Here is a 25,591-nt window from a genome sequence, read left to right as displayed (position 1 = left end):
GACGATATGAGTTCAAAGAAGAAAAAAAATAAGATGGAGCGTGGTCTGACCAATCGTCATGTGCAGGTTATGGCCATTGCAGGAACAATCGGAACAGGACTCTTTTTGGGAGCAGGTCGCTCTATCAGCCTAACAGGTCCTTCTATTGTACTGATTTATATGATTACTGGGGCTTTCATGTTCCTCATGATGCGTGCGGTTGGGGAAATGCTCTACCAAGACCCTGAGCAACATACCTTTATCAACTTTATCACGCGCCATTTAGGCAAGGGCTGGGGTTATTTCTCGGTTTGGTCTTACTGGCTATCCGTTGTCTTTATCGGTATGGCGGAAATCACAGCCATCTCTCACTATGTTCAGTTTTGGTTCCCTAGCTGGCCAAGTTGGATGATTGAGATTGGATTTTTGACCATTCTAGCCTTGGTTAATCTGATTGCGGTTAAGCTCTTTGGAGAAGTTGAGTTTTGGTTTGCGATGGTCAAGATTGTGGCTATTTTAGCCATGATTGCCACAGGAGTCTTTATGGTCTTGACAGGCTTTAAGACACCTCATGGCGTAGCAAGTTTGGCCAATATTACTGATAATTTCTCTCTCTTCCCAAATGGTGGAGTGAACTTTGTCATGGCCTTCCAGATGGTGTTCTTTGCCTACCTCATGATTGAGTTTATCGGGGTCACAACTTCTGAAACCAAAAATCCACGTCAGGTCTTGCCAAAAGCCGTTAAGGAAATTCCTTTGCGTATCGTCTTTTTCTATGGTGGAGCTCTCTTAGCCATTATGTCCATTATTCCTTGGCGTGAACTTGCATCCGCTGATTCACCTTTTGTTACTGTATTTGAATTGGCCGGTATCAAGTGGGCGGCAGCCTTGATTAATTTCGTCGTTTTGACCTCAGCAGCATCTGCTCTTAACTCAACTCTTTATTCAACAGGACGTCATTTGTACCAGATTGCCCATGATTCGCCAAATCCATTCCTAAAAGCAATCAAGGCAGATACCCTTTCTCGCCATAATGTGCCACAAAATGCTATCATAGCTTCAGCAATCTTGATTGCCCTAGCGGCCTTTATCAATGTCTTGCCTGGAGTTTCGGATGCATTTGCTTTGATTACGGCATCATCATCAGGTGTTTATATCGCCATTTATATCTTGATTATGGTGGCTCACCTCAAGTATCGCAAATCACCAGACTTTATGGCGGATGGCTATCTCATGCCCCATTATCGTTTCCTAAATCCTTTAACCATGCTCTTCTTTGCCTTTGTCTTTGTGACTCTCTTTTTACAAGAGTCTACATTTGTAGGAGCAATTGGTTCAGCTATCTGGATTATCGGTTTTGGGATTTATAGCCAGTGGAAATTTAGAAAATAGATTCGAAACTCATCAACTCAAGTTGGTGGGTTTTTGCTAGTTTGACAGTCTATTGAAATAAGACTATAATCAAGCTGTAACAGTGTTTAAGGAGGTTTAGATGTACTTTAGATTGGAAAATAAGGAATCCCATAAATCACAAGAAATAGGGAATCTGATTCGTCTTTATAACCGTTCAAAAAGAGAAGAAGCTGAAAGTGAGCCACTTAATCTTTATGTCGAAGATGAAAAGGGCAATCTCCTGGCAGGTTTGATAGCAGAGACTTTTGGAAATTGGTTGGAAATTGAGTATTTGTTTGTAAAAGAGGAACTGCGAGGGCAAGGAATCGGTTCAAAACTATTGCAGCAAGCAGAAACTGAAGCTAAGAATCGAAACTGTCGTTTTGCTTTTGTCAATACTTACCAGTTTCAAGCTCCTGATTTTTATAAAAGGCATGGCTACAAGGAAGTCTTTACTTTACAAGACTATCCCTACATTGGGCAAAGATATTATTACCAAAAGGATTTGTAAGGTGAATATGAAGGTATAATACAAATAGAAAATCACACATAAGTATGGAGGCGGACTAATGGATATGAGTAACTATCGATAAGTAGCAGTTATAATCTACAAATTGTGTCTTTCTAGACGATATTGAGGACAATACAGTCGTAGCTAAGACATTAGATGTGAAATCCTACGATGCTGTAGATGTTTTGAGAAAATTGAATAAGCAGAAAACTCTCTATCATTTAGGTGGTAGAGAGTTTTTTGTTAATAAAATTTTACAAAATGACATTTATATATTGCATTAAGTTAGATATATGATATAATGTTGTTAAAAAGAGGCGCAACTTTTTAAAATTAATGAGAATCAAAGAGAAAACCAAGAATGTTAATGGAGGAATAAAAAATGGAAGTTATAAATGTAAGTAAGCATTATGCTCATTCAATCATTCTCAAAGATATAAATTTTGCACTTAATAAGGGTGAAATTGTTGGTCTAGTAGGGAGAAACGGAGTTGGCAAGAGTACATTGATGAAAATTCTTGTTCAGAATAATCAACCGACTTCAGGGAATATTATAAGTAGTGATAATGTTGGGTATTTAATCGAAGAACCAAAATTATTTTTATCTAAAACAGGTTTAGAGAATTTAAAATATTTGTCAAATTTATATGGTGTTGACTACAATAAAGAAAGATTTGGAAGTTTGATCCAAGAGTTAGATTTGACTCAGTCTATTAATAAAAAAGTAAAGACCTATTCTTTAGGTACAAAACAAAAATTAGCTTTGCTTCTAACTCTCGTTACGGAACCTGATATATTGATTTTAGATGAACCGACTAATGGTTTAGATATTGAATCATCACAAATAGTTTTAGCAGTTCTAAAAAACTTAGCTTTACATGAAAATGTGGGAATTTTAATATCGAGTCATAAATTAGAAGATATTGAAGAAATTTGTGAGAGGGTCCTTTTCTTGGAGAACGGGCTTTTGACATTCCAAAAAGTAGGAAAAGATAGACATAATTGCTTGTTTGAGATAGCTTTTTCATCAGCTACAGATAAAGACATTTTCCTTACCAAACAAGAATTTGGGGATATTGTTCAGGAAGAGGGACTGAAAATTACTATGTCTGGGAATATTCAAAGTAGTGAGCTTTTTAAATTTTTTAACGAAAACTCTATTAAAGTAGTTGATTTTGAAACTAAAAAAGAGACGCTTAAAGATATTTATCTAAATCGTTCAAAATAAAGGAAGGTTATAATCATGAAATTAAATAAATTGAATTTTCTTAAGGAAAATATAAGAGATTTATATTCATCAGGCGTAATATATCTCGGATTGATTATCTCGTTTATACCGCCGATACTGGTTACATTCTTTATTCTAAAGACTCAAGGGACATCACTTGGTATTAAGCATATTTCAAATTTTTATGCTATGCTCGGTATGTTAATGGCTGTTATACATGCTAACCGAATTATTAGCAGGGATTTTTCTAACAATACGATCAGTTTATTTTATAATCAAAAGAAAAATCGGATGATTTACGTCTTGTCTAATTTTCTATATGCCATCTCAGTTTCTATTATTTATGCTTTGAATGGCATTGTGCTACTAGTCATCGTATGTAAATTGGGTGTTCCAGGTGATTTAGGATTAGATTTTATAGTAGCTATTGTAGTCAATACAATTTTGTTAGTCCTATTTTATTTTCTATTATCTTACATTTTCTATTTATACAAATTGAAAAGTGGCTTGATATTTGGTATTTTAGTTGCTTTACTACTCTTTATCCCTAATATATTAAATACGATTATGATGAATACTAGTAATGATTTGTTTATCAAAGCAATTGAACTTCTTCCTTTTTATTCTTTACCTGTATTTGTGGCTTCAAATACGATGTCTATTAGTCAGTATCTTGTGGTAATCACTACAATCATTTTATTGTACTTTTTCACTCTCAAGAAAAGCAAGAAGTATTCATTTAGTTTCGTTTAGTATTATTTTGCATACTTAAAACCAGCAAAAAATCAGTCATCTTGGTATGCTCCTTCTCTTGCTGTTCACCACGTTTTTGACTTATACTAGACTCATTTCCAAAAGCATTATATAATAGTAATATGAAACCAACTAAACTAAACAAGAAGTACAAGCAATAAAAACTCGTTTAAAAGATTCTACTAAAGCTAATACTAAACAAAAATAAAAGAGTAAACTAGGAAGTTTATTTCAAATAATCCAACATACTGATTTTAGGCTGAAGATAATATTGGAGTGCTAATTAATGAGGTTATAATAAATAGCTGACAGCTTGTGTTGGTTTTGGATTTTTTAAGAGTAGATGAGTATTAAAACTATAAGGAGGGCGCAGGTGGCTAAAAATTTAAAATTAAAATTAGCTCGTGTGGAGCTTGATTTAACACAAGGTCAACTGGCAGAGGCTGTCGGGGTGACGCGACAGACTATTGGTTTGATAGAGGCGGGAAAATACAATCCCAGTCTCTCGCTCTGCCAGTCCATTTGCAGATGTTTAGGGAAAACCCTAGACCAATTATTTTGGGAGGAAGAAGATGGTAACTAAATTTATTCATTATCAATTACTTGACGAAAGAGAAGAACAACTAATCAATAAAGCTGGGGCAGAGTCTTTTTCACTCTTTATTGGGCTTGTACTTCTAAGCTATTTGGTGGCAGTGTTGGCTCCATCTCTTTTTAATCCGAATTTTCTAGTGTATACTCTGATATTAGGAATTTTCTTTTTTTTCAATCGTGCCCGTTATCTGGGAGTGACCTACTATAGTCGTTTTCATTTTACGATTTTGGGTTGTTTTTTCCTAACCTTGGCTATTACGACTCTTTTGATGTTACAGAATTATCAATTCAACATAGAAATTTATCAGCACAATCCTTTGAACGTTAAATACCTATCTGCTTGGGTTATTACTTATGTCATTTACCTTCCTTGGGTCTTTATCGGCAATCTCGGTCTTAAGAGTTATGGCGAATGGGCTCAGAAAAAATTTGAGCAAGACATGGATGAACTGGAGAGTGGAGAATAGCTTGTTACTCTTTTCTCAATCCAGCTAAAATGTGATATAATAGTACTAATTTATTGGAATACATGAAAGTTTTTGAAAATTTTCATGTATTTCTAGCTAAGGAAGTAGGAAAAGTATGTATCCAGATGATAGTTTGACATTGCACACGGACTTGTACCAGATTAACATGATGCAGGTTTACTTTGACCAAGGAATTCACAATAAGAAGGCGGTTTTTGAGGTATATTTCCGCCAACAGCCTTTTAAGAACGGCTATGCGGTTTTTGCTGGTTTGGAAAGAATTGTGAACTATCTTGAAGACTTGCGTTTTTCAGATAGTGATATTGCCTATTTGGAGTCGCTTGGCTATCATGGGGAATTCTTGGACTATCTTCGCAATTTCAAGTTGGAGTTGACCGTTCGTTCTGCCCAAGAAGGGGATTTGGTTTTTGCTAATGAACCGATTGTGCAAGTTGAAGGCCCTTTAGCCCAATGCCAGTTGGTCGAAACGGCTCTTTTGAACATCGTCAACTACCAGACCTTGGTGGCTACTAAGGCAGCTCGTATTCGTTCAGTTATCGAAGATGAACCCTTGATGGAGTTTGGGACACGTAGGGCGCAAGAAATGGATGCGGCTATCTGGGGAACACGCGCAGCGGTGATTGGTGGTGCCAATGGAACCAGCAACGTGCGTGCTGGTAAACTCTTTGACATTCCTGTCTTGGGTACCCATGCCCATTCCTTGGTGCAGGTTTATGGTAACGACTATGAGGCTTTCAAAGCTTACGCCGCAACCCACAAAAACTGTGTCTTTCTTGTGGACACTTATGACACCCTTCGTATCGGTGTACCAGCTGCCATTCAGGTGGCACGTGAGCTAGGCGACCAGATTAACTTTATGGGTGTGCGGATTGACTCTGGGGATATTGCCTACATTTCTAAGAAAGTCCGTCAGCAACTAGACGAGGCTGGTTTTACAGAGGCTAAGATTTATGCTTCAAATGATCTAGATGAAAATACCATCCTCAATCTCAAGATGCAAAAGGCTAAGATTGATGTCTGGGGTGTGGGAACTAAGCTGATTACAGCTTATGACCAGCCTGCTCTTGGAGCAGTTTATAAGATTGTGGCCATCGAAGATGAAAATGGTAACATGCGCAATACCATCAAGCTGTCTAATAATGCGGAAAAAGTGTCAACGCCAGGTAAGAAGCAGGTGTGGCGGATTACCAGTCGTGAAAAAGGCAAGTCAGAGGGCGACTACATCACCTATGATGGTGTGGATGTGAGTGACATGACAGAAATCAAGATGTTCCATCCGACTTATACTTACATCAAGAAAACCGTTCGTAATTTTGATGCTGTTCCTCTCTTGGTGGATATCTTTAAAGACGGAAAATTGATTTACAACTTGCCTAGCTTGACTGAGATTCAGGATTATGCTCGTAAGGAATTTGACAAGCTTTGGGATGAGTATAAGCGTGTGCTCAATCCGCAGCACTATCCAGTGGATTTGGCGCGTGATGTATGGCAAGATAAGATGGACTTGATTGACAAAATGCGCAAGGAAGCCCTTGGTGAAGGAGAAGAAGAATGAGTTTGCAAGAAACGATTATCCAAGAGCTGGGTGTCAAACCGGTGATTGATGCCCAGGAAGAAATTCGTCGTTCCATTGATTTTTTAAAAAGATATTTGAAAAAACACCCCTTCCTTAAAACTTTTGTACTAGGGATTTCTGGAGGACAAGACTCAACCTTAGCAGGACGATTGGCTCAACTGGCCATGGAAGAACTGCGAGCAGAGACAGGGGATGATAGCTACAAATTTATCGCTGTCCGTCTGCCATATGGAGTGCAAGCTGATGAAGCAGATGCTCAAAAAGCCCTAGCCTTCATCCAGCCAGATGTCAGCTTGGTTGTGAATATCAAGGAATCAGCTGACACTATGACAGCTGCAGTTGAAGCGACAGGTAGTCCTGTTTCAGATTTTAACAAGGGCAATATCAAGGCTCGTTGCCGTATGATTGCTCAGTATGCCCTGGCTGGTGCCCATAGCGGAGCGGTCATTGGAACAGATCATGCTGCGGAAAATATCACAGGCTTTTTTACCAAGTTTGGTGACGGTGGTGCGGATATTCTCCCTCTTTACCGCCTCAATAAGTGTCAAGGAAAACAACTCTTGAAGGAACTTGGTGCAGATCCAGCCCTTTATGAAAAAATCCCAACTGCAGACCTTGAAGAAGATAAACCAGGTCTGGCTGACGAAGTCGCACTTGGAGTCACCTATGCAGAGATTGACGACTACCTAGAAGGCAAAACAATCAGCCCAGAAGCTCAAGCAACAATCGAAAACTGGTGGCACAAAGGCCAACACAAACGCCACCTACCCATCACCGTATTTGATGACTTTTGGGAGTAAAAAGGTCCTGTGGACCTTTTTACCCTGAGCCTAGAAATGAGAAAGCGAGGAAGGTCCGGGGGACCTTTTTAGCTTCTTGCCCTGAAACTCGAGAGCAAGAATAACCTCCAGTGGAGGTTTTTACCCCGAGCATGGAAACAGGTAAGCGAGGAAGGTCCGGGGGACCTTGAAGCCCGAGTCTAGAAATAAGAAAACGAGGAAGGTCCGGTAACTCGAAGAGTTCGATTTCGTAGTCTCACCCCCGCCCCGCAACGATGACTAGGTTTGAAAAAGCTTGCTAGAGCGCATTTCAAACCAGACAGCGACTGCGTCAAGGGATTAGATGAAAAACTCGTTTTCTAGCTGTTACTGAGTTTAGTCTTTTTACCCTAAGCCTAGAAATAAGAAAGTGAGAGAAGGTCCAGTGGACCTTTTTAGCTTATTACCTTGAAATTCAAAAGCAAAGTAAATTTAAATTGAGATTGGACATAGAATCATCTATCAGAAAGCGAGGTATCGTCATGAAAGCAATTGGTACGCAAATATTACAGACAGATCGTTTAATCTTGCGAAGATTTGTGGAAAGTGATGCAGAAGCCATGTTTCAGAATTGGGCTTCATCCGCTGAGAATCTGACCTATGTCACCTGGGATCCTCATTCAGATGTCGAGGTGACTCGAAACTCGATCCGCAATTGGGATGCCTCCTATACCAATCCCAACTATTACAAATGGGCCATTTGTCTCAAAGAAAAACCAGAGCAAGTGGTAGGAGATATCAGTATCGTTAAGATAGATGAGGATGATTCAAGTTGTGAAATTGGATATGTGCTAGGCAAGGCTTATTGGGGTCATGGTATGATGACAGAGGCCTTGAAAGCTGTCTTGGACTTTTGTTTTACTCAAGCAGGTTTTAAAAAGGTCAGAGCACGATATGCCAGTCTTAATCCAGCTTCAGGTCGTGTCATGGAGAAGGCTGGAATGTCCTATCTAAAAACTATTGCCAATGGTGTAGAGAGAAAAGGATATCTGGCGGACTTAATTTATTATCAGATAAGTAGGGAAGAGTAGTGAATTTTCTTTTCTGTTTCTATCAAAGTCAGACTGTGTCTGGCTTTTTTTGCAATATTTTTTACATAACCTGATTAAATTCCTATTTTACCCTATCATTGTCCCTATTTTTTCTTGATTTTTGGAGCTATAATAGTCCTATCAAATCAAAGAATGGAGGAAGGCAATGGATAATATTATCTTTTTTATCAGTGTTTTTCTTGCTGGAATTCTTTCCTTCTTTTCTCCTTGTATCTTACCCTTGTTGCCAGTCTATGCAGGGGTCTTACTGGATGATAAAGATGGTGCTCAGGCTTCTAGCGGCAAATTTTCAATCTCAGTTGTTAGTTTATTGAGAACTTTGGCTTTTATAGCGGGGATTTCCTTTATTTTTATTTTACTGGGTTATGGAGCTGGTTTTTTAGGCAATTTGCTGTATGCCTCTTGGTTTCAGTATGTGACGGGTGCGGTTATCATTCTCTTGGGCTTGCACCAGATGGAAGTCTTACATTTTCAGGGTCTCTACAAGGAAAGAAGGCTACAATTAAAGAGAGAAAGACAAAAGGGGAACGGTTATAGTCAGGCATTTTTACTAGGGTTGACCTTTAGCTTTGCTTGGACGCCTTGTGTGGGACCGGTTCTGGGCTCTGTTTTAGCCTTGGCGGCTTCAGGTGGCTCAGGTGCTTGGCAGGGGGCTACTCTCATGTTGGTTTACACGCTGGGCTTGGCACTACCATTTTTGGTTTTAGCTCTAGCCTCCAGCTATGTTTTGAAACATTTCCGAAAACTTCATCCCTACCTTGGAACTATCAAAAAAGTAGGTGGCTTCCTCATTATCGTGATGGGAATTTTGGTTCTTTTGGGAAATGCTTCCATTTTGACTACATTATTTGAATAGAGAGGAAAAAGAAATGAAAAAATGGCAAACATGTCTCCTTGGAGTCGGCTCAATCTGTTGCTTGGCAGCCTGTTCGGCTAAAAATATGTCAGACGAATCTACTATGAAGGAGCAAACAAAAACAGAACAAGTCAGTTCACAAACTGCGACTAAAGGTCAGGCGGTTGCTGATTTTGAACTGACGGGAGTAGATGGCAAGACCTACCGCTTGTCTGATTACAAGGGCAAGAAAGTCTATCTCAAATTCTGGGCTTCTTGGTGTTCTATCTGTCTAGCTAGTCTTCCAGATACGGATGAAATTGCTAAGGATGCTGGTGATGACTATGTGGTCTTGACAGTGGTGTCTCCTGGACACAAGGGGGAACAAGCTGAAGCAGACTTTAAGAACTGGTACAAGGGCTTGGATTATAAAAATTTCCCAGTTCTAATTGATCCGTCAGGCAAACTTTTGGAAAGTTATGGTGTTCGTTCTTACCCAACTCAAGCCTTTATAGACAAGGAAGGTAAGCTAGTCAAAACGCAACCTGGTTTTATGGATAAGGATATGATTTTAAAAACATTGAAAGAAATGGGGTAGAGAAAGGCCATGAATGATAAAGTAAAATTGTTTGTCTTGGCAGGGATTTTTGTCCTAGCTATAAGTGGTTTCTATTTTCTATTGATGCGAAATGCGGGGCAGACAGATAGCTCTCAAATTGAGAAAGCATCAGTTAGCCAAGGAGGAAAAACAGTGAAAAAAACAGAAGTGAGTAAAGATGCAGACTTGCACGAAATTTATCTAGCTGGGGGATGTTTCTGGGGAGTGGAGGAATATTTCTCACGCGTTCCTGGAGTGACAGATGCCGTTTCAGGCTATGCGAACGGTAGAGGGGAAACAACCAAGTACGAATTGATTAACCAAACAGGACATGCAGAGACTGTCCATGTTACTTATGATGCCAATCAAATTTCCCTCAAGGAAATCCTGCTTCATTATTTCCGCATTATCAATCCAACCAGCAAAAATAAACAAGGAAATGATGTAGGAACCCAGTACCGTACTGGTGTTTATTACACAGATGACAAGGATTTAGAGGTGATTAACCAAGTCTTTGATGAGGTGGCTAAGAAATACGACCAACCTCTAGCAGTTGAAAAGGAACCCTTGAAAAATTTTGTAGTGGCTGAGGATTACCACCAAGACTATCTCAAGAAAAATCCAAATGGCTACTGCCATATCAATGTCAATCAGGCGGCCTATCCCGTCATTGATGCCAGCAAATATCCCAAACCAAGCGATGAGGAATTGAAAAAGACCTTGTCACCTGAGGAGTATGCAGTTACCCAGAAAAATCAAACAGAACGGGCTTTCTCAAACCGCTATTGGGATAAATTTGAATCTGGTATCTATGTGGATGTAGCAACTGGCGAACCCCTCTTTTCATCAAAGGACAAGTTTGAGTCTGGTTGCGGATGGCCTAGTTTCACCCAACCAATCAGTCCAGATGTTGCTACTTACAAAGAAGATAAGTCTTACAATATGACACGCATGGAAGTGCGGAGCCGAGTTGGAGATTCTCACCTTGGCCATGTCTTTACAGATGGGCCTCAGGATAAGGGTGGCTTGCGCTACTGTATTAATAGTCTCTCTATCCGCTTTATTCCCAAAGATCAAATGGAAGAAAAAGGCTACGCTTATTTACTAGATTATGTCGATTAAGAGGGCTTTCCTAAGCAGTTAGAGGAGAATTTTGCTATACTGATACTAGTAAGTGACAAAGGAGAGAAGCATGACCTATACAATCTTAATCGTAGAAGATGAATATCTGGTAAGACAAGGCTTGACTAAACTGGTCAATGAAGCAGCCTACGATATGGAAATCATCGGTCAGGCTGAAAATGGAAGGCAGGCTTGGGACTTGATCCAAAAACAGGTGCCAGATATTATTTTAACCGATATCAACATGCCTCAGCTGAATGGCATCCAGTTAGCCAGTCTGGTACGAGAAACCTATCCTCAGGTTCATTTGGTCTTTTTAACAGGCTACGATGATTTTGATTATGCCTTGTCTGCTGTCAAACTAGGTGTGGATGACTACCTGCTCAAGCCCTTTTCTCGTCAGGATATTGAGGAAATGTTGGGGAAAATCAAGCAAAAGTTGGATAAGGAAGAAAAGGAAGAGCAGTTACAAGATCTATTGACTGATAAGTTTGAAGGAAACATGGCTCAGAAAATCCAGTCCCATCTGGATGACAGCCAATTTAGTTTAAAGTCTTTGGCCAGTGACTTGGGTTTTAGCCCGACTTATCTGAGTTCTTTGATTAAGAAAGAGTTGGGTCTACCTTTTCAGGATTATCTGGTGAGAGAACGTGTCAAACAAGCCAAGCTTTTGCTTTTAACTACAGATCTGAAGATTTATGAGATAGCAGAGAAAGTTGGTTTTGAAGATATGAACTATTTTACCCAACGCTTTAAACAGATCGCGGGTGTGACACCTCGTCAGTTTAAGAAGGGGGAAGGTCAATGAAACGTTCTTCTCTCCTAGTCAGAATGGTTATTTCCATCTTTCTGGTCTTTCTCATTCTCCTAGCTCTGGTTGGGACTTTCTACTATCAATCTAGTTCATCAGCTATTGAGGCTAGCATTGAGGACAATAGCCAGACGACTATCAGTCAGACTAGCCACTTTATCCAGTCTTATATCAAAAAATTAGAAACCACCTCGACCAGTTTGACCCAGCAGACGGAAGTCCTAGCCTATGCTGAGAATCACAGTCAAGACAAGGTCAAGGGAATCCGAGATCTATTTTTGACCATCTTAAAGGCAGACCAGGATTTGAAAACGGTGGTGTTGGTAACCAAGTCTGGTCAAGTCATTTCCACTGATGATAGTGTGCAGATGAAAACTTCCTCAGATATGATGGCTGAGGATTGGTACCAAAAGGCCATTCATCAGGGGGCCAATCCGGTTTTGACACCAGCTCGTAAATCAGATAGTCAGTGGGTCATTTCTGTCACTCAAGAACTTGTTGATGCAAAGGGAGCTAATCTGGGCGTGCTTCGTTTGGATATTTCTTATGAAACTCTGGAAGCCTATCTTAACCAACTCCAGTTGGGGCAGCAGGGCTTTGCCTTTATTATCAATGAAAACCATGAATTTGTTTATCATCCTCAACACACAGTTTATAGTTCGTCTAGCGAAATGGAGGCCATGAAACCCTATATTGAGACAGGGCAGGGCTATACTCCAGATCACAAATCCTACGTCAGTCAGGAAAAGATAGCAGGAACTGATTGGACGGTGCTTGGCGTGTCTTCGTTGGAGAAGTTAGACCAGGTTAGGAGTCAACTCATGTGGACCTTGCTTGGGGCCAGTATCACCTCTCTTCTTGCCTGTCTCTGCTTGGTGTGGTTCAGTCTTAAACGCTGGATTGCCCCTTTGAAGGATTTGAGAGAAACAATGTTGGAAATTGCTTCTGGTGCTCAAAATCTTCGTGCCAAAGAAGCTGGTGCCTATGAACTGAGAGAAGTGACTCGTCAGTTTAATGCCATGTTGGATCAGATTGATCAGCTGATGGCAGATGTGCGCAAACAGGAAGAAACGACCCGTCAGTATGAACTTCAAGCCTTGTCGAGTCAGATTAACCCCCATTTCCTCTACAATACTTTGGACACCATCATCTGGATGGCTGAATTTCAGGATAGTCAGCGAGTGGTTCAGGTGACCAAGTCCTTGGCGACTTATTTCCGCCTAGCGCTCAATCAGGGTAAAGATTTGATTTGCCTGTCTGACGAAATTAACCATGTCCGCCAGTATCTCTTTATCCAGAAACAACGCTATGGCGATAAGCTGGAATACGAAATTAATGAAAATCCTGCCTTCGATAATCTAGTCTTGCCCAAGCTGGTGTTGCAACCTCTAGTAGAAAATGCTCTTTACCATGGCATCAAGGAGAAAGAAGGTCAGGGTCATATTAGAGTCTCTGTCCAGAAACAGGATTCAGGATTGGTCATCCGCATTGAGGATGATGGAGTTGGCTTCCAAGATGCTAGCGATAGTAGTCAAAGTCAGCTCAAACGTGGGGGAGTTGGTCTTCAAAATGTTGATCAACGGCTCAAACTTCATTTTGGAGAAAACTATCAGATGAAGATCGATTCTGTCCCTTTAAAAGGTACGACAGTTGAAATATACATAAATAGAATAGAAACTAGCTAACTCCCAGTTCATTCTGGGAGTTTTATGCGTAATTGGGCAAGCTTTCTAGGTTGTCTATCTTGCTAAAAAGTAGAAAAAACGATATGATAGATAATGACAAAAGAGGTATCAAGTATGAAGGAAAAAGACATTCAAAGAGAAACAAGCCAGATTGTAAAAGATGTATTAGAAAAGGCCAATTTGAAGCAAGGATCCATCTTTGTTTTGGGCCTTTCTTCTAGTGAAGTGATAGGTGGTCAGATTGGCAAGGAATCCAGCCAAGAAATTGGGGAAATCATTGTGAAGACCATCCTAGATATCCTAGAGGAAAAAGGAATTCATCTAGCTGTTCAAGGTTGTGAACATGTCAATCGGGCCCTCGTTGTTGAACGTCAGGTTGCAGAGCAGTTTGGTCTGGAAATAGTTAGTGTCCTTCCTACCCTTCATGCAGGAGGTTCAGGTCAGTTGGCAGCCTTCAAGTTTATGCAAGATCCAGTTGAGGTTGAATTTATCAAGGCTCATGCTGGATTGGATATCGGAGACACTGCAATTGGCATGCATGTCAAGCATGTTCAGGTTCCGATTCGCCCTCTTTTGAGAGAAATTGGGCATGCCCATGTAACGGCTCTTGCTAGTCGTCCAAAATTAATTGGAGGTGCGCGTGCGCACTATCCGCAAGATTCTATTAGAAAGTCATAAGAATGAGAAAAACAAAACAACAACTTGAAAAAATTACTAAATATTCCATTCGCAAGTTAACTGTTGGGGTTGGTCCTGTAGCCATCGGGGCCTTCCTTTTTGGTGCAAGTGCCCTTTCAGTAGATAAGGTACAAGCCAATGAAGTTGGTGGAGCTCATAGCGTTCATTACCGTTATTTGGCGGAGCAGGAATTGACCGAGTCTGAAAAAGCCTTAATTCACCATGAAGTCCCTTCGGAGTTTCAAGAGGATGATATTATCTATGCAGTGTATCGAAAGAAAGCTAGTACCTACCAAGAACTTCCTTATACAGGGAGTAAAGAATTAGCCTTGGCTGGTATAGGGTTGGCTACGGCTTCTTTGGCTGTTTTATTAATCTCTAAAAAACATCGTGGTAAGGTGCTTGGTGTCTTATTAATTAGTTCGATTGGTGCAAGCAACTTTGTTCCTTTCACCACATTTGCGTTTGAAAATAAAGAATTGCTTTCTTATAACCAAACTATTTCGGCTTCTACACATGAAGGTTTGGCTGAAGGGATTATCCACATTGATGGCTATGAATACATTGGATACTTCAAGGAAGCAGAACTCCATCCATCAAGGCCAGCTTCAGCTGAGAAGCCTCAGTTGCCAGTAGAAAAGCAAAGTGCAAATGAAATTGATAAGACAGAAGTAGTTCAAGAAAAACCAGTTTCTGAGAAACCTCAGTCAAGACTGGAAGAGAGCTTGGTGGAGATTCCTTTTGAAACAATCACAAGTCCAGATACCAATCTAGCAGAAGGACAGACTCGTATCGTCACAGCTGGAGTAAATGGTCAGCGTCGCATTGTAACCAAAGTATCGATGGTTAATGGTCAAGAAGTTAGAGAAGTCATCGAAGACCAAGTGGTTCAAAATCCTGTTTCGCAAGTCATTGCAGTCGGAACTAAGAAAGAAGAGCAACCTGCCCCAACTCCAGTACCACAAGCTGAACCAACGCATCAGGTAGCTAAAGGAACGCAAGAGGCAGGCAAAGAAGGTCAAGCCTTAACGCAACCAACCTTACCAGAGGCTCCAGTTGAAGCAAAAGGAACCCAAGAGGCAGGCAAAGAAGGTCAAGCTCTAACACAACCAGAACTACCAGAGGCTCCAGTTGAAGCAAAAGGAACCCAAGAGGCAGGCAAAGAAGGACAATCTCTAACACAACCCGAATTGCCAGAGGCTCCAGTTGAAACGAAGGGCACTCAAGAAGAAGGTAAAGCAGGTCAAGCTCTGACACAGCCAAAATTACCAGAAGCCCAAGTAGAAGTAAAAGGTACACAAGAGGAAGGTAAAGCAGGTCAAGCCCTTATACAAGAACAGTTACCTGAGTACAAAGTAACTGAGGGAGCGGTTACGAAAGAAACTACTACTGAGATTGACTATAAGACAGAAATTATCGAGGATCCAACCAAATATACGGATGAAGAAACTGTAGTTCAAGATGGAGAAAAGGGCAGTAAAATTACCAAAACGACTTATAAGACTCTCGAAGGTGTTGAGACTGACCAAGTTTTAAATACAACAACTACTGTTGTCAAAGAACCAGTCACTAAAAAAATAAGCCGTGGGACAAAACCAATTGAAGGAACTCTGGTGGAAGAAAGTCTTGAAAAGATTCCATTTAAGGAAGTTCTTAAAGAAGATGACCAACTGAAAAAGGGTGAAAGAGTTACTGTCCAAGAAGGAAAAGATGGGCAGAAAAAAGTTACCAAGACTTACAAAACTCTCAAAGGTTTAAAAACTGAAGAAGCACCTAAAATTGTGGAACAGGTTCTGGAGTTAGACCAAGATCGTATCGTCAAATTAGGAACTAAAAACTTTGAAAAACCAATCTTAAGTTTGTCACTTGTTGATGTTAATGATTTGAAACGATCATCTCAAATTCGTTATAATTTGGAAAATCCAAGTAAGACAGCCATTAAATCTATTACCTTAACTCTGAAAAAGGGTGATGAAATTGTTAAAACTTTGAATGTTTCACCAGACGACTTGACAACGACCCTGACAGATTTGCAGTACTACAAGGATTATAAACTTGAAACGAAGATGGTTTATAATTTAGGTGAAGGTGATCAAGAAGAAGTTCTTAAAGAAGAACCTCTAAGAATTGACCTTAAAAAAGTTGAAATTAAAAACATCAAAGAAACAAGCTTGATGAGTGTGGATGCTGACGGTAATGAAACAGATACTAGTTTGCTGACAGAAAAACCAACTGATCTTGCTCCGCTTTATTTACGAGTGACCACTCATGACAATAAAATAACAAGACTGGCTGTTGATAAGATTGAAGAAGTAGAAAAAGACGGAAAAACTTTATACAAAGTCACTGCCAAAGCACCAGATTTGATTCAGCACACAGATGCTTCTAAATTGGCAAACGAGTATGTCCATTACTTTGAAAAACAAAAATTAAAAGAAGGTAATGTTTACTACAACTTCAACGAGCTTGTAAAAGATATGCAAGCTAATCCAACAGGTGAGTTCAAACTTGGTGCAGATCTTACTGCAGCAAACGTCCCTACTCCGAATAAACAATATGTACCTGGTAAATTTAGCGGAACTTTAACAAGTGTTGACGGTAAACAATATACCATTCATAATATGGCTCGTCAGTTATTCGATAACGTTGAAGGCGGTACAGTTAAAAACATTAACTTAGGTAATGTTAATATTAATATGCCTTGGATTGAAAATATTTCCGCACTATCAAGAGTAATTAAAAATGCCACAGTTGAAAATGTTAAGGTAACTGGTAGTATCCTTGGTAAAGATGGTATTGCTGGTATCGTAAATAAAGGAGATACTGGTGGACTTCTTAAAAATGTTGCTTTCATCGGTAAACTAACAGGTGTCGGTAATAAAGGTTGGGATCTTGGTGGTATCGCCGGAGAACTTTGGCGTGGTAATATTAAACATGCATACGTAGATGCTGATATTGTTGCAGATAGAGCACGTGTTGGTGGTCTTGTTGCTAGAACAGATAATGGTTCTGATCCTAATGGTATTGATAAATACGCTTCTGTTCGTAACGCTGTTACTAAAGGAACTATTGATGTGAAGAACCCTGTTGAGGTAGGTGGTTTCATTAGTAAAAACTGGACATGGGGGCGTGTTGCTGACACAGTTTCAATGATGAAAGTCAAAAACGGTGAAGAATTCTACGGTTCTAGAGATTTAGAAGCAGAAGGTGGATATTACACAAAAAACTGGATTGAAAGAAACTACGTTGTTAAAGATGTGAGTGAAGGTTCTCACTCATTTAACGGTTCTCGTAGTAATCGAATCCAAGAAATCAGCCTAGAAGATGCAAATAAAAAAATAGAATCATTCGGAATTACAGCTGATAAGTTTGAAATTAAACCTCTTGTTGAAGATGCACTTAATAACGTAAAACCAAAAACAGATACTTATAAAGATACTCAAGATTATGACGTATCTCGCGAACTTGCTTATCGTAACATCGAAAAACTTCAACCATTCTACAATAAAGAATGGATTGTAAACCAAGGTAACAAGATTCCTGCAGATTCTAAATTACTAACTACTGAAGTTTTATCTGTTACAGGTATGAAAGATGGACAATTTGTGACCGACTTATCAGATGCTGACCATATTATGATTCATTATGCTGATAAGACGAAAGAAATTAAGGCTATTACACAAAAAGAATCTAAGGTTCAACAAGTTCGTGAATATAGTATTGAAGGATTGGGTGATATTGTATATACACCAAATATGGTTGTTAAAGATAGGACACAATTGATCAGCGATATCAAAGCTAAATTAGCTTCTGTTGAACTTGATTCAGATGAAGTTCGTAAGATTAATAACAATCCTAAGATGTTATACATGGAAGAAAGCTTCAAAGAAGTAAAAGATAATCTTGATGCTTTAGTTAAAGCTTTAGTTGAAAATGAAGACCATCAATTAAATACGGACGAAGCAGCTAAACGTGCATTGATTAAAAAAGTTGAAGATAACAAAGCTAAAATCATGTTAGCTCTGGCTTATTTAAACCAATACTATGGAATTAAATTTGACGGATTAAATATCAAAAATATGATGACCTTCAAACCGGATTTCTACGGTAAGAACGTTAACGTACTTGATAGATTAATCAGCTTCGCTTCAAATGGTAACAACCTAAAAGGTGATCAATCACATGATGCATTTAACAGAGCTCTTGCAAGTGCTACTGGTAAAGCTAACTTACACGAATTCCTGAAGTACAACATGGAATTATTCACTAGTGAAACAGATATGAATACTTGGTTCAAGAATAACATTGCAGATAACGCTTATGTTGTTGAGAAACAATCATCAAATCCAGATTTCGCTAATAAGAAACATAAATTATATGAAGTAATTAATAATGGGCATCACGGACGTTATATTTTACCACTTCTGAATTTGAAGAAAGCGCATATGATCTTAATTACGACCTATAATACCATTGCCTTTAGTTCATTTGAGAAATATGGTAAGAACACAGCAGAAGAACGTGAAGCGTTCAAGAAGCAGGTTGATTTACGTGCGCAAGAACAAATCAATTATTTAGACTTCTGGTCAAGACTTGCTGCAGATAATGTACGAAATAATCTTCTTAAGAGTGAAAATATGGTACCATCTGCAATTTGGGATAACCATGATGTACCAGGTTTGGGATGGGTTGACCGTATGGGACATACTAAGAACGGCGAATTTGCTCCAATTCGTGAATTCTATGGTCCGACTGATAAGTGGCATGGATATAATGGAATGGGTGCATACGCTTATATCTTCCAAAATCCACAACCACAAGAGGCTGTATATTACATTATCTCTAGCATGATTAGTGATTTTGGTACATCTGCATTCACTCACGAAACAACTCACATCAATGACCGTATGGCCTACTTAGGAACATGGCGTCACCGTGAAGGAACAGATGTTGAAGCCTTTGCTCAAGGTATGTTACAATCACCATCAGTTTCAAATCCAAATGGTGAATATGGTGCCTTAGGATTAAACATGGCCTACGAACGTCAAAATGATGGAAATCAAATTTACAACTATAATCCGAATGTGTTAAACAGTCGTGAGAAAATCGATCACTACATGAAGAATTACAATGAATCCATGATGATGCTTGATTACTTAGAAGCTGAGTCTGTTATCAAGAAAAATACTGGAACAAATGATAAGTGGTTCAAGAAGATCGATAAGAAATATCGTGAAAAAGCGGATCGCAATGGCTTAGTTGGTGAACCACATCAATGGGATTTAGTTCGTGATTTGAATGATGACGAAAAGAATACGAAGCTGACAAGTATTGATCAACTGGTTGATGGAAACTTTGCAACGAAACATGGATTACCAGGAAATGGTCATTACCGTACTGAAGGATTTGATTCTGCTTATACTGTAGTAAATATGATGACAGGTATTTATGGTGGTAATACAAGTAAGAGTGCGGTTGGTTCAATCTCATTCAAACATAATACCTTCCGTATGTGGGGATACTTCGGTTATCTAGACGGATTCTTAGGTTATGCATCAAACAAATACAAACAAGAATCTAAAGCTGCTGGTAATGTAGGTCTTGGTGATGACTTTATTATTAATAAAGTTTCTAACGGCAAATTCCAAAGTTTAGAAGCATGGAAGAAAGCATGGTATCATGAAGTACACGAAAAAGCCCAAAGAGGTTTTGTTGAAATTGAAATCGATGGTCAAAAGATTTCAACTTACGCACAACTTCAGACCTTATTTGATGCAGCGGTCGAAAAAGACCTTCAAGGTAATGATTTCAAGAATACTGTAGATCTTAAATGGAAGGTTTACAAACAACTCTTGCAAAAATCAGATGGATTTGCTGGTGATTTATTCACTAAAGCATAATCAATAGTAAGAAAATAATAAAAAGGTAGATCAGCTTTGTCTGAATCTGCCTTTTTATGCTATACTTGAAATATGCATAGAAAAACAGTGATTGATTTTAGGGCTTTGGGGGAGAGATACACCTTTACCCAGCCTATTAAAGAGTTAAAAACGAGAGATTTAGCAGAAGTGGCAGATTTGCTGGCACAAGTGGAAAGCTACCAAGAGCAAGGCTATTATGTAGTGGGCTATGTCAGTTACGAGGCTGCACCTGCTTTTGAGGAGAAATTAGCAGTTCATAAAGCGCCTTTACTGGCAGAGTACCTGCTATATTTTACAGTTCATGATAGGGTAGAAACATCCCCTATTCCTCTGATTTATGATGAAGTTGATTTGCCTTCTGATTGGCAGGAAGTAACATCTGCAGCAGACTATGAAAAGGCGATTGCCCAGATTCATCATCATTTGCGGCAGGGGGACACCTACCAGGTCAACTACACCGTCCAACTCAAGCAAGACTTAAGTGCCAATCCTTTTGCCATCTACAATCGTATGGTAGTAGAGCAGGAGGCGGGCTACAATGCTTATGTTGAACATGACGAGATGGCAGTGATTTCCATGAGCCCAGAGCTCTTTTTTGAGCAAAATGACCGCGAGTTGACAACACGACCAATGAAGGGAACGACTCAGCGGGGAGTGACTGACAAAGAAGACCTTGCCCAAGCTAGTTGGTTAGAACAGGATCCCAAAAATCGCTCTGAAAATATGATGATTGTGGACCTCTTGCGCAATGATATGAACCGTATTTCTGAAGTGGGGAGTGAGCATGTGGAGCGTTTGTGTCAGGTAGAACAGTATTCAACTGTTTGGCAGATGACTTCAACCATCAAGAGTCAGTTGCGAGAGGATGTTGACCTTGTTGAAATCTTTCGCTCTCTCTTTCCTTGCGGTTCCATAACGGGAGCTCCCAAAATTGCGACTATGGAGATTATCAAAAATTTGGAGCCTCAACCGCGTGGAGTCTACTGTGGAACCATTGGTCTCTTGCTTCCAAATGGACGACGGATTTTTAATGTTGCTATTCGGACCATTCAACTCTACAAGGGGCAAGCTATCTATGGAGTAGGCGGAGGCATTACATGGGATAGCACATGGGAATCTGAATACCGAGAGGTTCATCAAAAGGCGGCAGTTCTTTATCGTAAACAAGCTCGTTTTCAGCTGATTACTACTGGAAAAATCAGCCAGAAGAACTTGCTGTTTGAAGAACAACATTTGGAAAGACTGAGAACAGCTAGTCGATATTTTGCCTTTCCTTTTGTTGCAGAAGAGTTGAGACAAAAGATTGAAGCAGAGTGTCGAGCTTGTGATTCTCGCCAATACTATCGCTTGCGAATTAGCCTTAGCAAATCTGGAGAGATAGAAGTCGATCGCCAAGTATTAACACCCCTTAGTACAAGCTTTTGTCAGGCCCAACTCTGCCTTCAGGAAGCCAATTTGCAACAAGCTTTTACCTACTTCAAAACGACTCACCGACCGCATTTGAACCTAGGGGAGCAAGAGATCATTTACCACAATAAGTCTGGAGAACTTCTTGAAACCTCTATCGGAAATTTGGTTCTGAAAATCGATGGGAAACTCTATACACCGCCAGTCCGACTTGGAATCTTACCAGGCATTTACCGTCAGCATTTGCTGGAAACAGGACAGATAGAAGAGAAAGTCTTGACCTTGGCAGATTTTGCCCAAGCAGAAGCTATCTATGGCTGTAATGCAGTCAGGGGCTTGTATGAGCTGTCAGTAAGGGAGAACTAAATGAAATTAATATTTTTACATGGCCTAGGTCAGTCAGCAGATAGTTGGAAAGAAGTGCAAGAGTTGCTTGTAGATTATCCTTCTGAAGCCCTAGAGTTATTTCCTTCCGGAGTTGCTACCTATCAAGAAGCTAAGGAGCGCATTTATCAGCACTTGTCAGAGGAGACAGAACCTTTTGTCCTAATCGGTTTGTCCTTAGGAGCTGCACTTGCATTAGAGCTGTCAAGTTACAATTTGCTAAATCTTCAGGCCTTGGTTTTGTCATGCTGTCCATTGAAACTAGCTGGCAATATCCCTTTTTACATTCAGTTGCTGATATTTAAACTACTCCCCAAAAGGACATTTGAGAAACAGGGAGCAGATAAATCGCTTTTGGTTGGAGTTTCTGAGGAATTAAAAACACTTGATTTAAGAGAGATTGCAAAGAATTGTCCCTATCCAACTTTGTTAATTTGTGGTAGTCAAGATAAGCCTAATCTCAGTTCAATGAAAGCTATTCAAGAACTGATGCCAAATTCCCAATTCCAGATTATCCCTGACGGTCCTCATGTCTTGAATAGAGCTAAACCAAAAGAGTTTGTAGCAATAACTAGAAGTTTTCTTGAATTGCTGAAATAAGTTTGATAAAATAATATTGAAAACGATATCATAATTATGGGAGAAAGAAATGAGCAAACGTCTATTTTTAAAAATGAGTCTGGCAACCTTGCCAGTTTTAGCCTTATTTTCACAACCTGTGTTAGCAGAAGAAAACATTCATTTTTCTAGTTGTAAAGAGGCGTGGGCGAATGGATACTCAGATATTCATGAGGGAGAACCTGGTTATTCTGCTAAGTTAGACCGTGATCATGATGGTGTGGCGTGTGAATTAAAAAATGCCCCAAAAGGTGCTTTCAAAGCAAAACAATCAACTGCGGCTCAAAACAATACAAATTCAGCAACAACAAGTGGCTGGGTTAAGCAGGATGGTGCATGGTATTACTTTGATGGAAATGGAAATCCAGTGAAAAATGCTTGGCAGGGAAGCTATTATCTGAAAGCGGATGGTCAAATGGCACAGAGCGAATGGATTTATGATACTTCCTATCAAGCTTGGTATTATTTGAAATCAGATGGATCTTATGCAAAGAATGCATGGCAAGGAGCTTACTACCTTAAATCAAATGGTAAGATGGCTAAAGGTGAGTGGGTCTACGATAGTAGCTACAAATCATACTACTACTTGACATCAGAAGGTAGTTACGCTCGTAACACTTGGTCAGGTAATTATTATCTCAAATCAGATGGTAAGATGGCTAAAGGTGAGTGGATATATGATAGTAACTATAAATCATATTACTACTTGACATCAGAAGGAAGTTATGCTCGTAACACCTGGGTAGGAAATTACTATCTTAAATCAAACGGTAAAATGGCTGTTAATGAACGTACACCAGATGGTTATCGTGTAGATGGTTCAGGTAAATGGGTTAAATAAGAAATTAAAAAATAGGATAAAAGGTAATATCAAATGAATAAAAAAAGATTATTAGTATGTGCTTTGGCATTTTCAACAGTTGGAGTATTGTCAACAATTGACACAACAGGAGTTCTACCTTTTTCAGCGCAAACGGTGCAGGCTGACACACAAACTCTTACCCCAACTGCAAAATATTATATTATTCTTCCGAATGATGCAGAAATATTTAATAGATGGAAGGGAACTGTTAATATTCCTATTATTGGGGCTACAAAAACTACTCCAGAATTATCTTATTTCCAAGAATCCGATCGTAACTATATAGCTAATGAGAATAAGTCGGGTGCCAATTACATAGAGTGGAAAGGAACAGTAGAAGAGTTTAAAGAGGCCATTAAGAAGCTGACTGATAAAAAATCAACTACTGCAACACCAAAAAAGGATGAAAAGCCAACACCAAAACCGGATGAAAAACCAAAGCCAACACCAAAACCAGATGAGAAGCCAACACCAAAACCTACAGTTCAGTCTGGTTGGGTAGGTTCATCCTATTATCAAAATGGTAAAAAAGTCACTAGTAAGTGGATTTTTGATAAAAAATATAATTCATACTTCTATCTAGATGCATCAGGAAATTATGTTCAAAACGCTTGGGTAGGTAACTATTATCTCAAATCAGGCGGATACATGGCTAAAGGTGAGTGGGTTTATGATAAGAGCTACGGCTCATACTACTATCTAACATCAGAAGGTAGCTACGCTCGTAATACTTGGGTGGGTAATTACTACCTTAAATCAAATGGTAAGATGGCCAAAGGTGAGTGGGTTTATGATAAGAACTATGGTTCATATTACTATCTAACATCAGAAGGTAGCTACGCTCGTAACACTTGGTCAGGCAATTATTATTTGAAGTCAAATGGTAAGATGGCTAAAGGTGAATGGATTTATGATAAGAACTATGGTTCATATTACTATCTAACATCAGAAGGTAGCTATGCTCGCAATGCGTGGTCAGGCAATTATTATTTGAAGTCAAATGGTAAGATGGCTAAAGGTGAATGGATTTATGATAAGAACTATGGTTCATATTACTATCTAACATCAGAAGGTAGCTATGCTCGCAATGCGTGGTCAGGCAATTATTATTTGAAGTCAAATGGTAAGATGGCTAAGAGTGAGTGGATTTATGATAAGAACTATGGTTCATATTACTATCTAACATCAGAAGGTAGCTACGCTCGTAATACTTGGGTAGGAAATTACTACCTCAAATCAAACGGTAAGATGGCTAAAAGTGAATGGGTTGATGGAGGTCGTTACTATGTAGGATCTAATGGATTATGGGAAACTAAAGCATCAACCAATAGTGAATATTCTGCTGCTTTAGGAAAGGCAAAGAGTTATAACTCGCTATTCCATATGTCAAAAAAACGTATGTATAGACAATTAACTTCTGAATTTGATAAATTTTCAAATGATGCAGCTCAATATGCGATTGATCATTTAGAAGCCGATTATAAATATAATGCCTTATTTAATGCTAAGAACTATAGAAAATTATTTAATATGTCTAAATCTGGTCTTTTCAATCAATTGACCTCTTATATAGATGGCTTTACAGAAGAAGAAGCTAATTATGCAATTCAACATCTTGACGACTAATTATTTAGAATAACTATTTTAACAGCAATTGACAAGTCAAGTTTAACAAAGTTGTTCCTCTGATTAAGAGAGTATCTTTCAAGCTGTTTGAGTGAGCTCAAACAACTTTTTTGCGCACTATATCCAAGTTCAAAATAGAAGGTTCTCCTATTGTCTTTCCACCCAGAACAGAATGGATTTTCCAATTTCAAAAAGGGGTTGGAGTTTATGGGTGTGAACAAAGGCATCTATGCTATGTCCCGTTGGTTTCTCCCCAGTCTATGAGCAAACTCAGCAGGTTTGAGTCCTACGTTTATACTGTTTTTCGAAACTCTAGTATATCAGATGAGCATGTCTTTTGTTTTGCACTTCATTTTAAAATAGGGCTTTCATAAATAGTTATTATTTGAATGTAAAAAAAATTAAGTATATAGTATATTATAAGTGTAAATCATAAGAAAAGGAGATTTTTATGAGAAGATCAAAAAAAATTTTGGTTACAAGTTTAGCAGCAACTACTTTTGCACTTGTTTCTTTTTCAGATACAATGGGGATGTTGCCTTTCTCATCTCAGAAAGTATCTGCTCAAGAAAAGGATGCGTCTAAAAATGGTAAGATTGTAAAAGAGAATAAAAAACCCGCACCAAAACCCGCACCAAAACCCGCACCAAAAC

20 protein-coding genes and 1 pseudogene are annotated in these 25,591 nt (G+C 39.1%); all 21 read left to right on the top strand.

The features are described 5' to 3' along the window. The first annotated feature begins 6 nt into the window (after positions 1–6). Positions 7–1,371 (top strand): amino acid permease, encoded by a 1,365-nt coding sequence (locus CBI42_RS07515; protein ID WP_020903458.1) that lies wholly within the window; start codon positions 7–9, stop codon positions 1,369–1,371. Positions 1,372–1,471: 100 nt separating this feature from the next. Next, entirely contained in the window at positions 1,472–1,882 is a 411-nt protein-coding gene (locus CBI42_RS07510) for a GNAT family N-acetyltransferase (RefSeq protein WP_094753649.1), read from the top strand. A 382-nt stretch (positions 1,883–2,264) separates the two neighbouring features. Then, positions 2,265–3,110, top strand: a complete 846-nt coding sequence (locus CBI42_RS07500) for an ABC transporter ATP-binding protein (protein ID WP_080977898.1) — start codon at positions 2,265–2,267, stop codon at positions 3,108–3,110. A gap of 15 nt (positions 3,111–3,125) precedes the next feature. Beyond that, positions 3,126–3,863 (top strand): ABC transporter permease, encoded by a 738-nt coding sequence (locus tag CBI42_RS07495; RefSeq protein WP_049511002.1) that lies wholly within the window; start codon positions 3,126–3,128, stop codon positions 3,861–3,863. A 373-nt stretch (positions 3,864–4,236) separates the two neighbouring features. Continuing rightward, the gene (locus CBI42_RS07490; RefSeq protein ID WP_173875948.1) at positions 4,237–4,446 is read left to right on the top strand and encodes a helix-turn-helix transcriptional regulator; all 210 of its coding nucleotides are present in this window, start codon (positions 4,237–4,239) and stop codon (positions 4,444–4,446) included. After that, on the top strand, positions 4,436–4,924 hold the full coding sequence (locus CBI42_RS07485; protein ID WP_094753647.1) for a DUF6773 family protein: 489 nt from the start codon (positions 4,436–4,438) through the stop codon (positions 4,922–4,924). Before CBI42_RS07490 ends, CBI42_RS07485 begins: the two co-directional genes overlap by 11 nt. Before the next feature lie 115 nt (positions 4,925–5,039). Further along, positions 5,040–6,500 (top strand): nicotinate phosphoribosyltransferase, encoded by a 1,461-nt coding sequence (locus CBI42_RS07480; RefSeq protein WP_084950284.1) that lies wholly within the window; start codon positions 5,040–5,042, stop codon positions 6,498–6,500. After that, positions 6,497–7,321, top strand: a complete 825-nt coding sequence (gene nadE / locus CBI42_RS07475; RefSeq protein ID WP_094753646.1) for an ammonia-dependent NAD(+) synthetase — start codon at positions 6,497–6,499, stop codon at positions 7,319–7,321. Before CBI42_RS07480 ends, nadE begins: the two co-directional genes overlap by 4 nt. Positions 7,322–7,821: 500 nt before the next feature. Further along, positions 7,822–8,370, top strand: coding sequence for a GNAT family N-acetyltransferase (locus tag CBI42_RS07470; protein WP_094753645.1), 549 nt, complete (start codon positions 7,822–7,824; stop codon positions 8,368–8,370). A 166-nt stretch (positions 8,371–8,536) separates the two neighbouring features. Further along, positions 8,537–9,247, top strand: a complete 711-nt coding sequence (gene ccdA2 / locus CBI42_RS07465) for a thiol-disulfide oxidoreductase-associated membrane protein CcdA2 (RefSeq protein WP_070479464.1) — start codon at positions 8,537–8,539, stop codon at positions 9,245–9,247. Positions 9,248–9,260: 13 nt separating this feature from the next. After that, positions 9,261–9,824 (top strand): redoxin family protein, encoded by a 564-nt coding sequence (locus CBI42_RS07460; RefSeq protein WP_000759264.1) that lies wholly within the window; start codon positions 9,261–9,263, stop codon positions 9,822–9,824. Positions 9,825–9,833: 9 nt separating this feature from the next. Beyond that, positions 9,834–10,946, top strand: a complete 1,113-nt coding sequence (gene msrB / locus CBI42_RS07455; protein WP_094753644.1) for a peptide-methionine (R)-S-oxide reductase MsrB — start codon at positions 9,834–9,836, stop codon at positions 10,944–10,946. 70 nt (positions 10,947–11,016) lie between these two features. Next, positions 11,017–11,754 (top strand): response regulator transcription factor, encoded by a 738-nt coding sequence (locus CBI42_RS07450; RefSeq protein ID WP_094753643.1) that lies wholly within the window; start codon positions 11,017–11,019, stop codon positions 11,752–11,754. Continuing rightward, positions 11,751–13,442: a cache domain-containing sensor histidine kinase gene (locus CBI42_RS07445; RefSeq protein ID WP_094753642.1), complete on the top strand. Its 1,692-nt coding sequence runs from the start codon at positions 11,751–11,753 to the stop codon at positions 13,440–13,442. Before CBI42_RS07450 ends, CBI42_RS07445 begins: the two co-directional genes overlap by 4 nt. Positions 13,443–13,556: 114 nt before the next feature. Beyond that, complete coding sequence (locus tag CBI42_RS07440; RefSeq protein WP_000659517.1) at positions 13,557–14,120, top strand: TIGR01440 family protein; 564 nt, start codon at positions 13,557–13,559, stop codon at positions 14,118–14,120. A gap of 2 nt (positions 14,121–14,122) precedes the next feature. Then, positions 14,123–20,020, top strand: coding sequence for a ZmpA/ZmpB/ZmpC family metallo-endopeptidase (locus tag CBI42_RS07435; protein ID WP_094753641.1), 5,898 nt, complete (start codon positions 14,123–14,125; stop codon positions 20,018–20,020). A gap of 72 nt (positions 20,021–20,092) precedes the next feature. Further along, on the top strand, positions 20,093–21,814 hold the full coding sequence (gene pabB, locus CBI42_RS07430) for an aminodeoxychorismate synthase component I (RefSeq protein ID WP_094753640.1): 1,722 nt from the start codon (positions 20,093–20,095) through the stop codon (positions 21,812–21,814). Further along, positions 21,815–22,432, top strand: coding sequence for an alpha/beta fold hydrolase (locus tag CBI42_RS07425; protein ID WP_094753639.1), 618 nt, complete (start codon positions 21,815–21,817; stop codon positions 22,430–22,432). It begins immediately after the preceding gene. Positions 22,433–22,481: 49 nt separating this feature from the next. Next, positions 22,482–23,291, top strand: coding sequence for an N-acetylmuramoyl-L-alanine amidase family protein (locus tag CBI42_RS07420; protein WP_080975959.1), 810 nt, complete (start codon positions 22,482–22,484; stop codon positions 23,289–23,291). A 375-nt stretch (positions 23,292–23,666) separates the two neighbouring features. Then, positions 23,667–24,938, top strand: coding sequence for an Ltp family lipoprotein (locus CBI42_RS13410; protein WP_441348927.1), 1,272 nt, complete (start codon positions 23,667–23,669; stop codon positions 24,936–24,938). Between the two features lie 451 nt (positions 24,939–25,389). Continuing rightward, a pseudogene (locus CBI42_RS07405) lies at positions 25,390–25,591 on the top strand (N-acetylmuramoyl-L-alanine amidase family protein); the annotation flags it as partial.

It is taken from the genome of Streptococcus sp. KR (assembly GCF_002238115.1).
Taxonomy (GTDB): domain Bacteria; phylum Bacillota; class Bacilli; order Lactobacillales; family Streptococcaceae; genus Streptococcus.
This window is presented reverse-complemented; position numbering and strand designations above follow the sequence as displayed.

Bases quoted from the DNA above. Each gene is read 5' to 3' on its own strand.
- CBI42_RS07515 (WP_020903458.1), top strand. From the start codon at position 7: ATGAGTTCAAAGAAGAAAAAAAATAAGATGGAGCGTGGTCTGACCAAT.
- CBI42_RS07510 (WP_094753649.1), top strand. From the start codon at position 1,472: ATGTACTTTAGATTGGAAAATAAGGAATCCCATAAATCACAAGAAATA.
- CBI42_RS07500 (WP_080977898.1), top strand. From the start codon at position 2,265: ATGGAAGTTATAAATGTAAGTAAGCATTATGCTCATTCAATCATTCTC.
- CBI42_RS07495 (WP_049511002.1), top strand. From the start codon at position 3,126: ATGAAATTAAATAAATTGAATTTTCTTAAGGAAAATATAAGAGATTTA.
- CBI42_RS07485 (WP_094753647.1), top strand. From the start codon at position 4,436: ATGGTAACTAAATTTATTCATTATCAATTACTTGACGAAAGAGAAGAA.
- CBI42_RS07480 (WP_084950284.1), top strand. From the start codon at position 5,040: ATGTATCCAGATGATAGTTTGACATTGCACACGGACTTGTACCAGATT.
- nadE (WP_094753646.1), top strand. From the start codon at position 6,497: ATGAGTTTGCAAGAAACGATTATCCAAGAGCTGGGTGTCAAACCGGTG.
- CBI42_RS07470 (WP_094753645.1), top strand. From the start codon at position 7,822: ATGAAAGCAATTGGTACGCAAATATTACAGACAGATCGTTTAATCTTG.
- ccdA2 (WP_070479464.1), top strand. From the start codon at position 8,537: ATGGATAATATTATCTTTTTTATCAGTGTTTTTCTTGCTGGAATTCTT.
- CBI42_RS07460 (WP_000759264.1), top strand. From the start codon at position 9,261: ATGAAAAAATGGCAAACATGTCTCCTTGGAGTCGGCTCAATCTGTTGC.
- msrB (WP_094753644.1), top strand. From the start codon at position 9,834: ATGAATGATAAAGTAAAATTGTTTGTCTTGGCAGGGATTTTTGTCCTA.
- CBI42_RS07450 (WP_094753643.1), top strand. From the start codon at position 11,017: ATGACCTATACAATCTTAATCGTAGAAGATGAATATCTGGTAAGACAA.
- CBI42_RS07445 (WP_094753642.1), top strand. From the start codon at position 11,751: ATGAAACGTTCTTCTCTCCTAGTCAGAATGGTTATTTCCATCTTTCTG.
- CBI42_RS07440 (WP_000659517.1), top strand. From the start codon at position 13,557: ATGAAGGAAAAAGACATTCAAAGAGAAACAAGCCAGATTGTAAAAGAT.
- CBI42_RS07435 (WP_094753641.1), top strand. From the start codon at position 14,123: ATGAGAAAAACAAAACAACAACTTGAAAAAATTACTAAATATTCCATT.
- pabB (WP_094753640.1), top strand. From the start codon at position 20,093: ATGCATAGAAAAACAGTGATTGATTTTAGGGCTTTGGGGGAGAGATAC.
- CBI42_RS07425 (WP_094753639.1), top strand. From the start codon at position 21,815: ATGAAATTAATATTTTTACATGGCCTAGGTCAGTCAGCAGATAGTTGG.
- CBI42_RS07420 (WP_080975959.1), top strand. From the start codon at position 22,482: ATGAGCAAACGTCTATTTTTAAAAATGAGTCTGGCAACCTTGCCAGTT.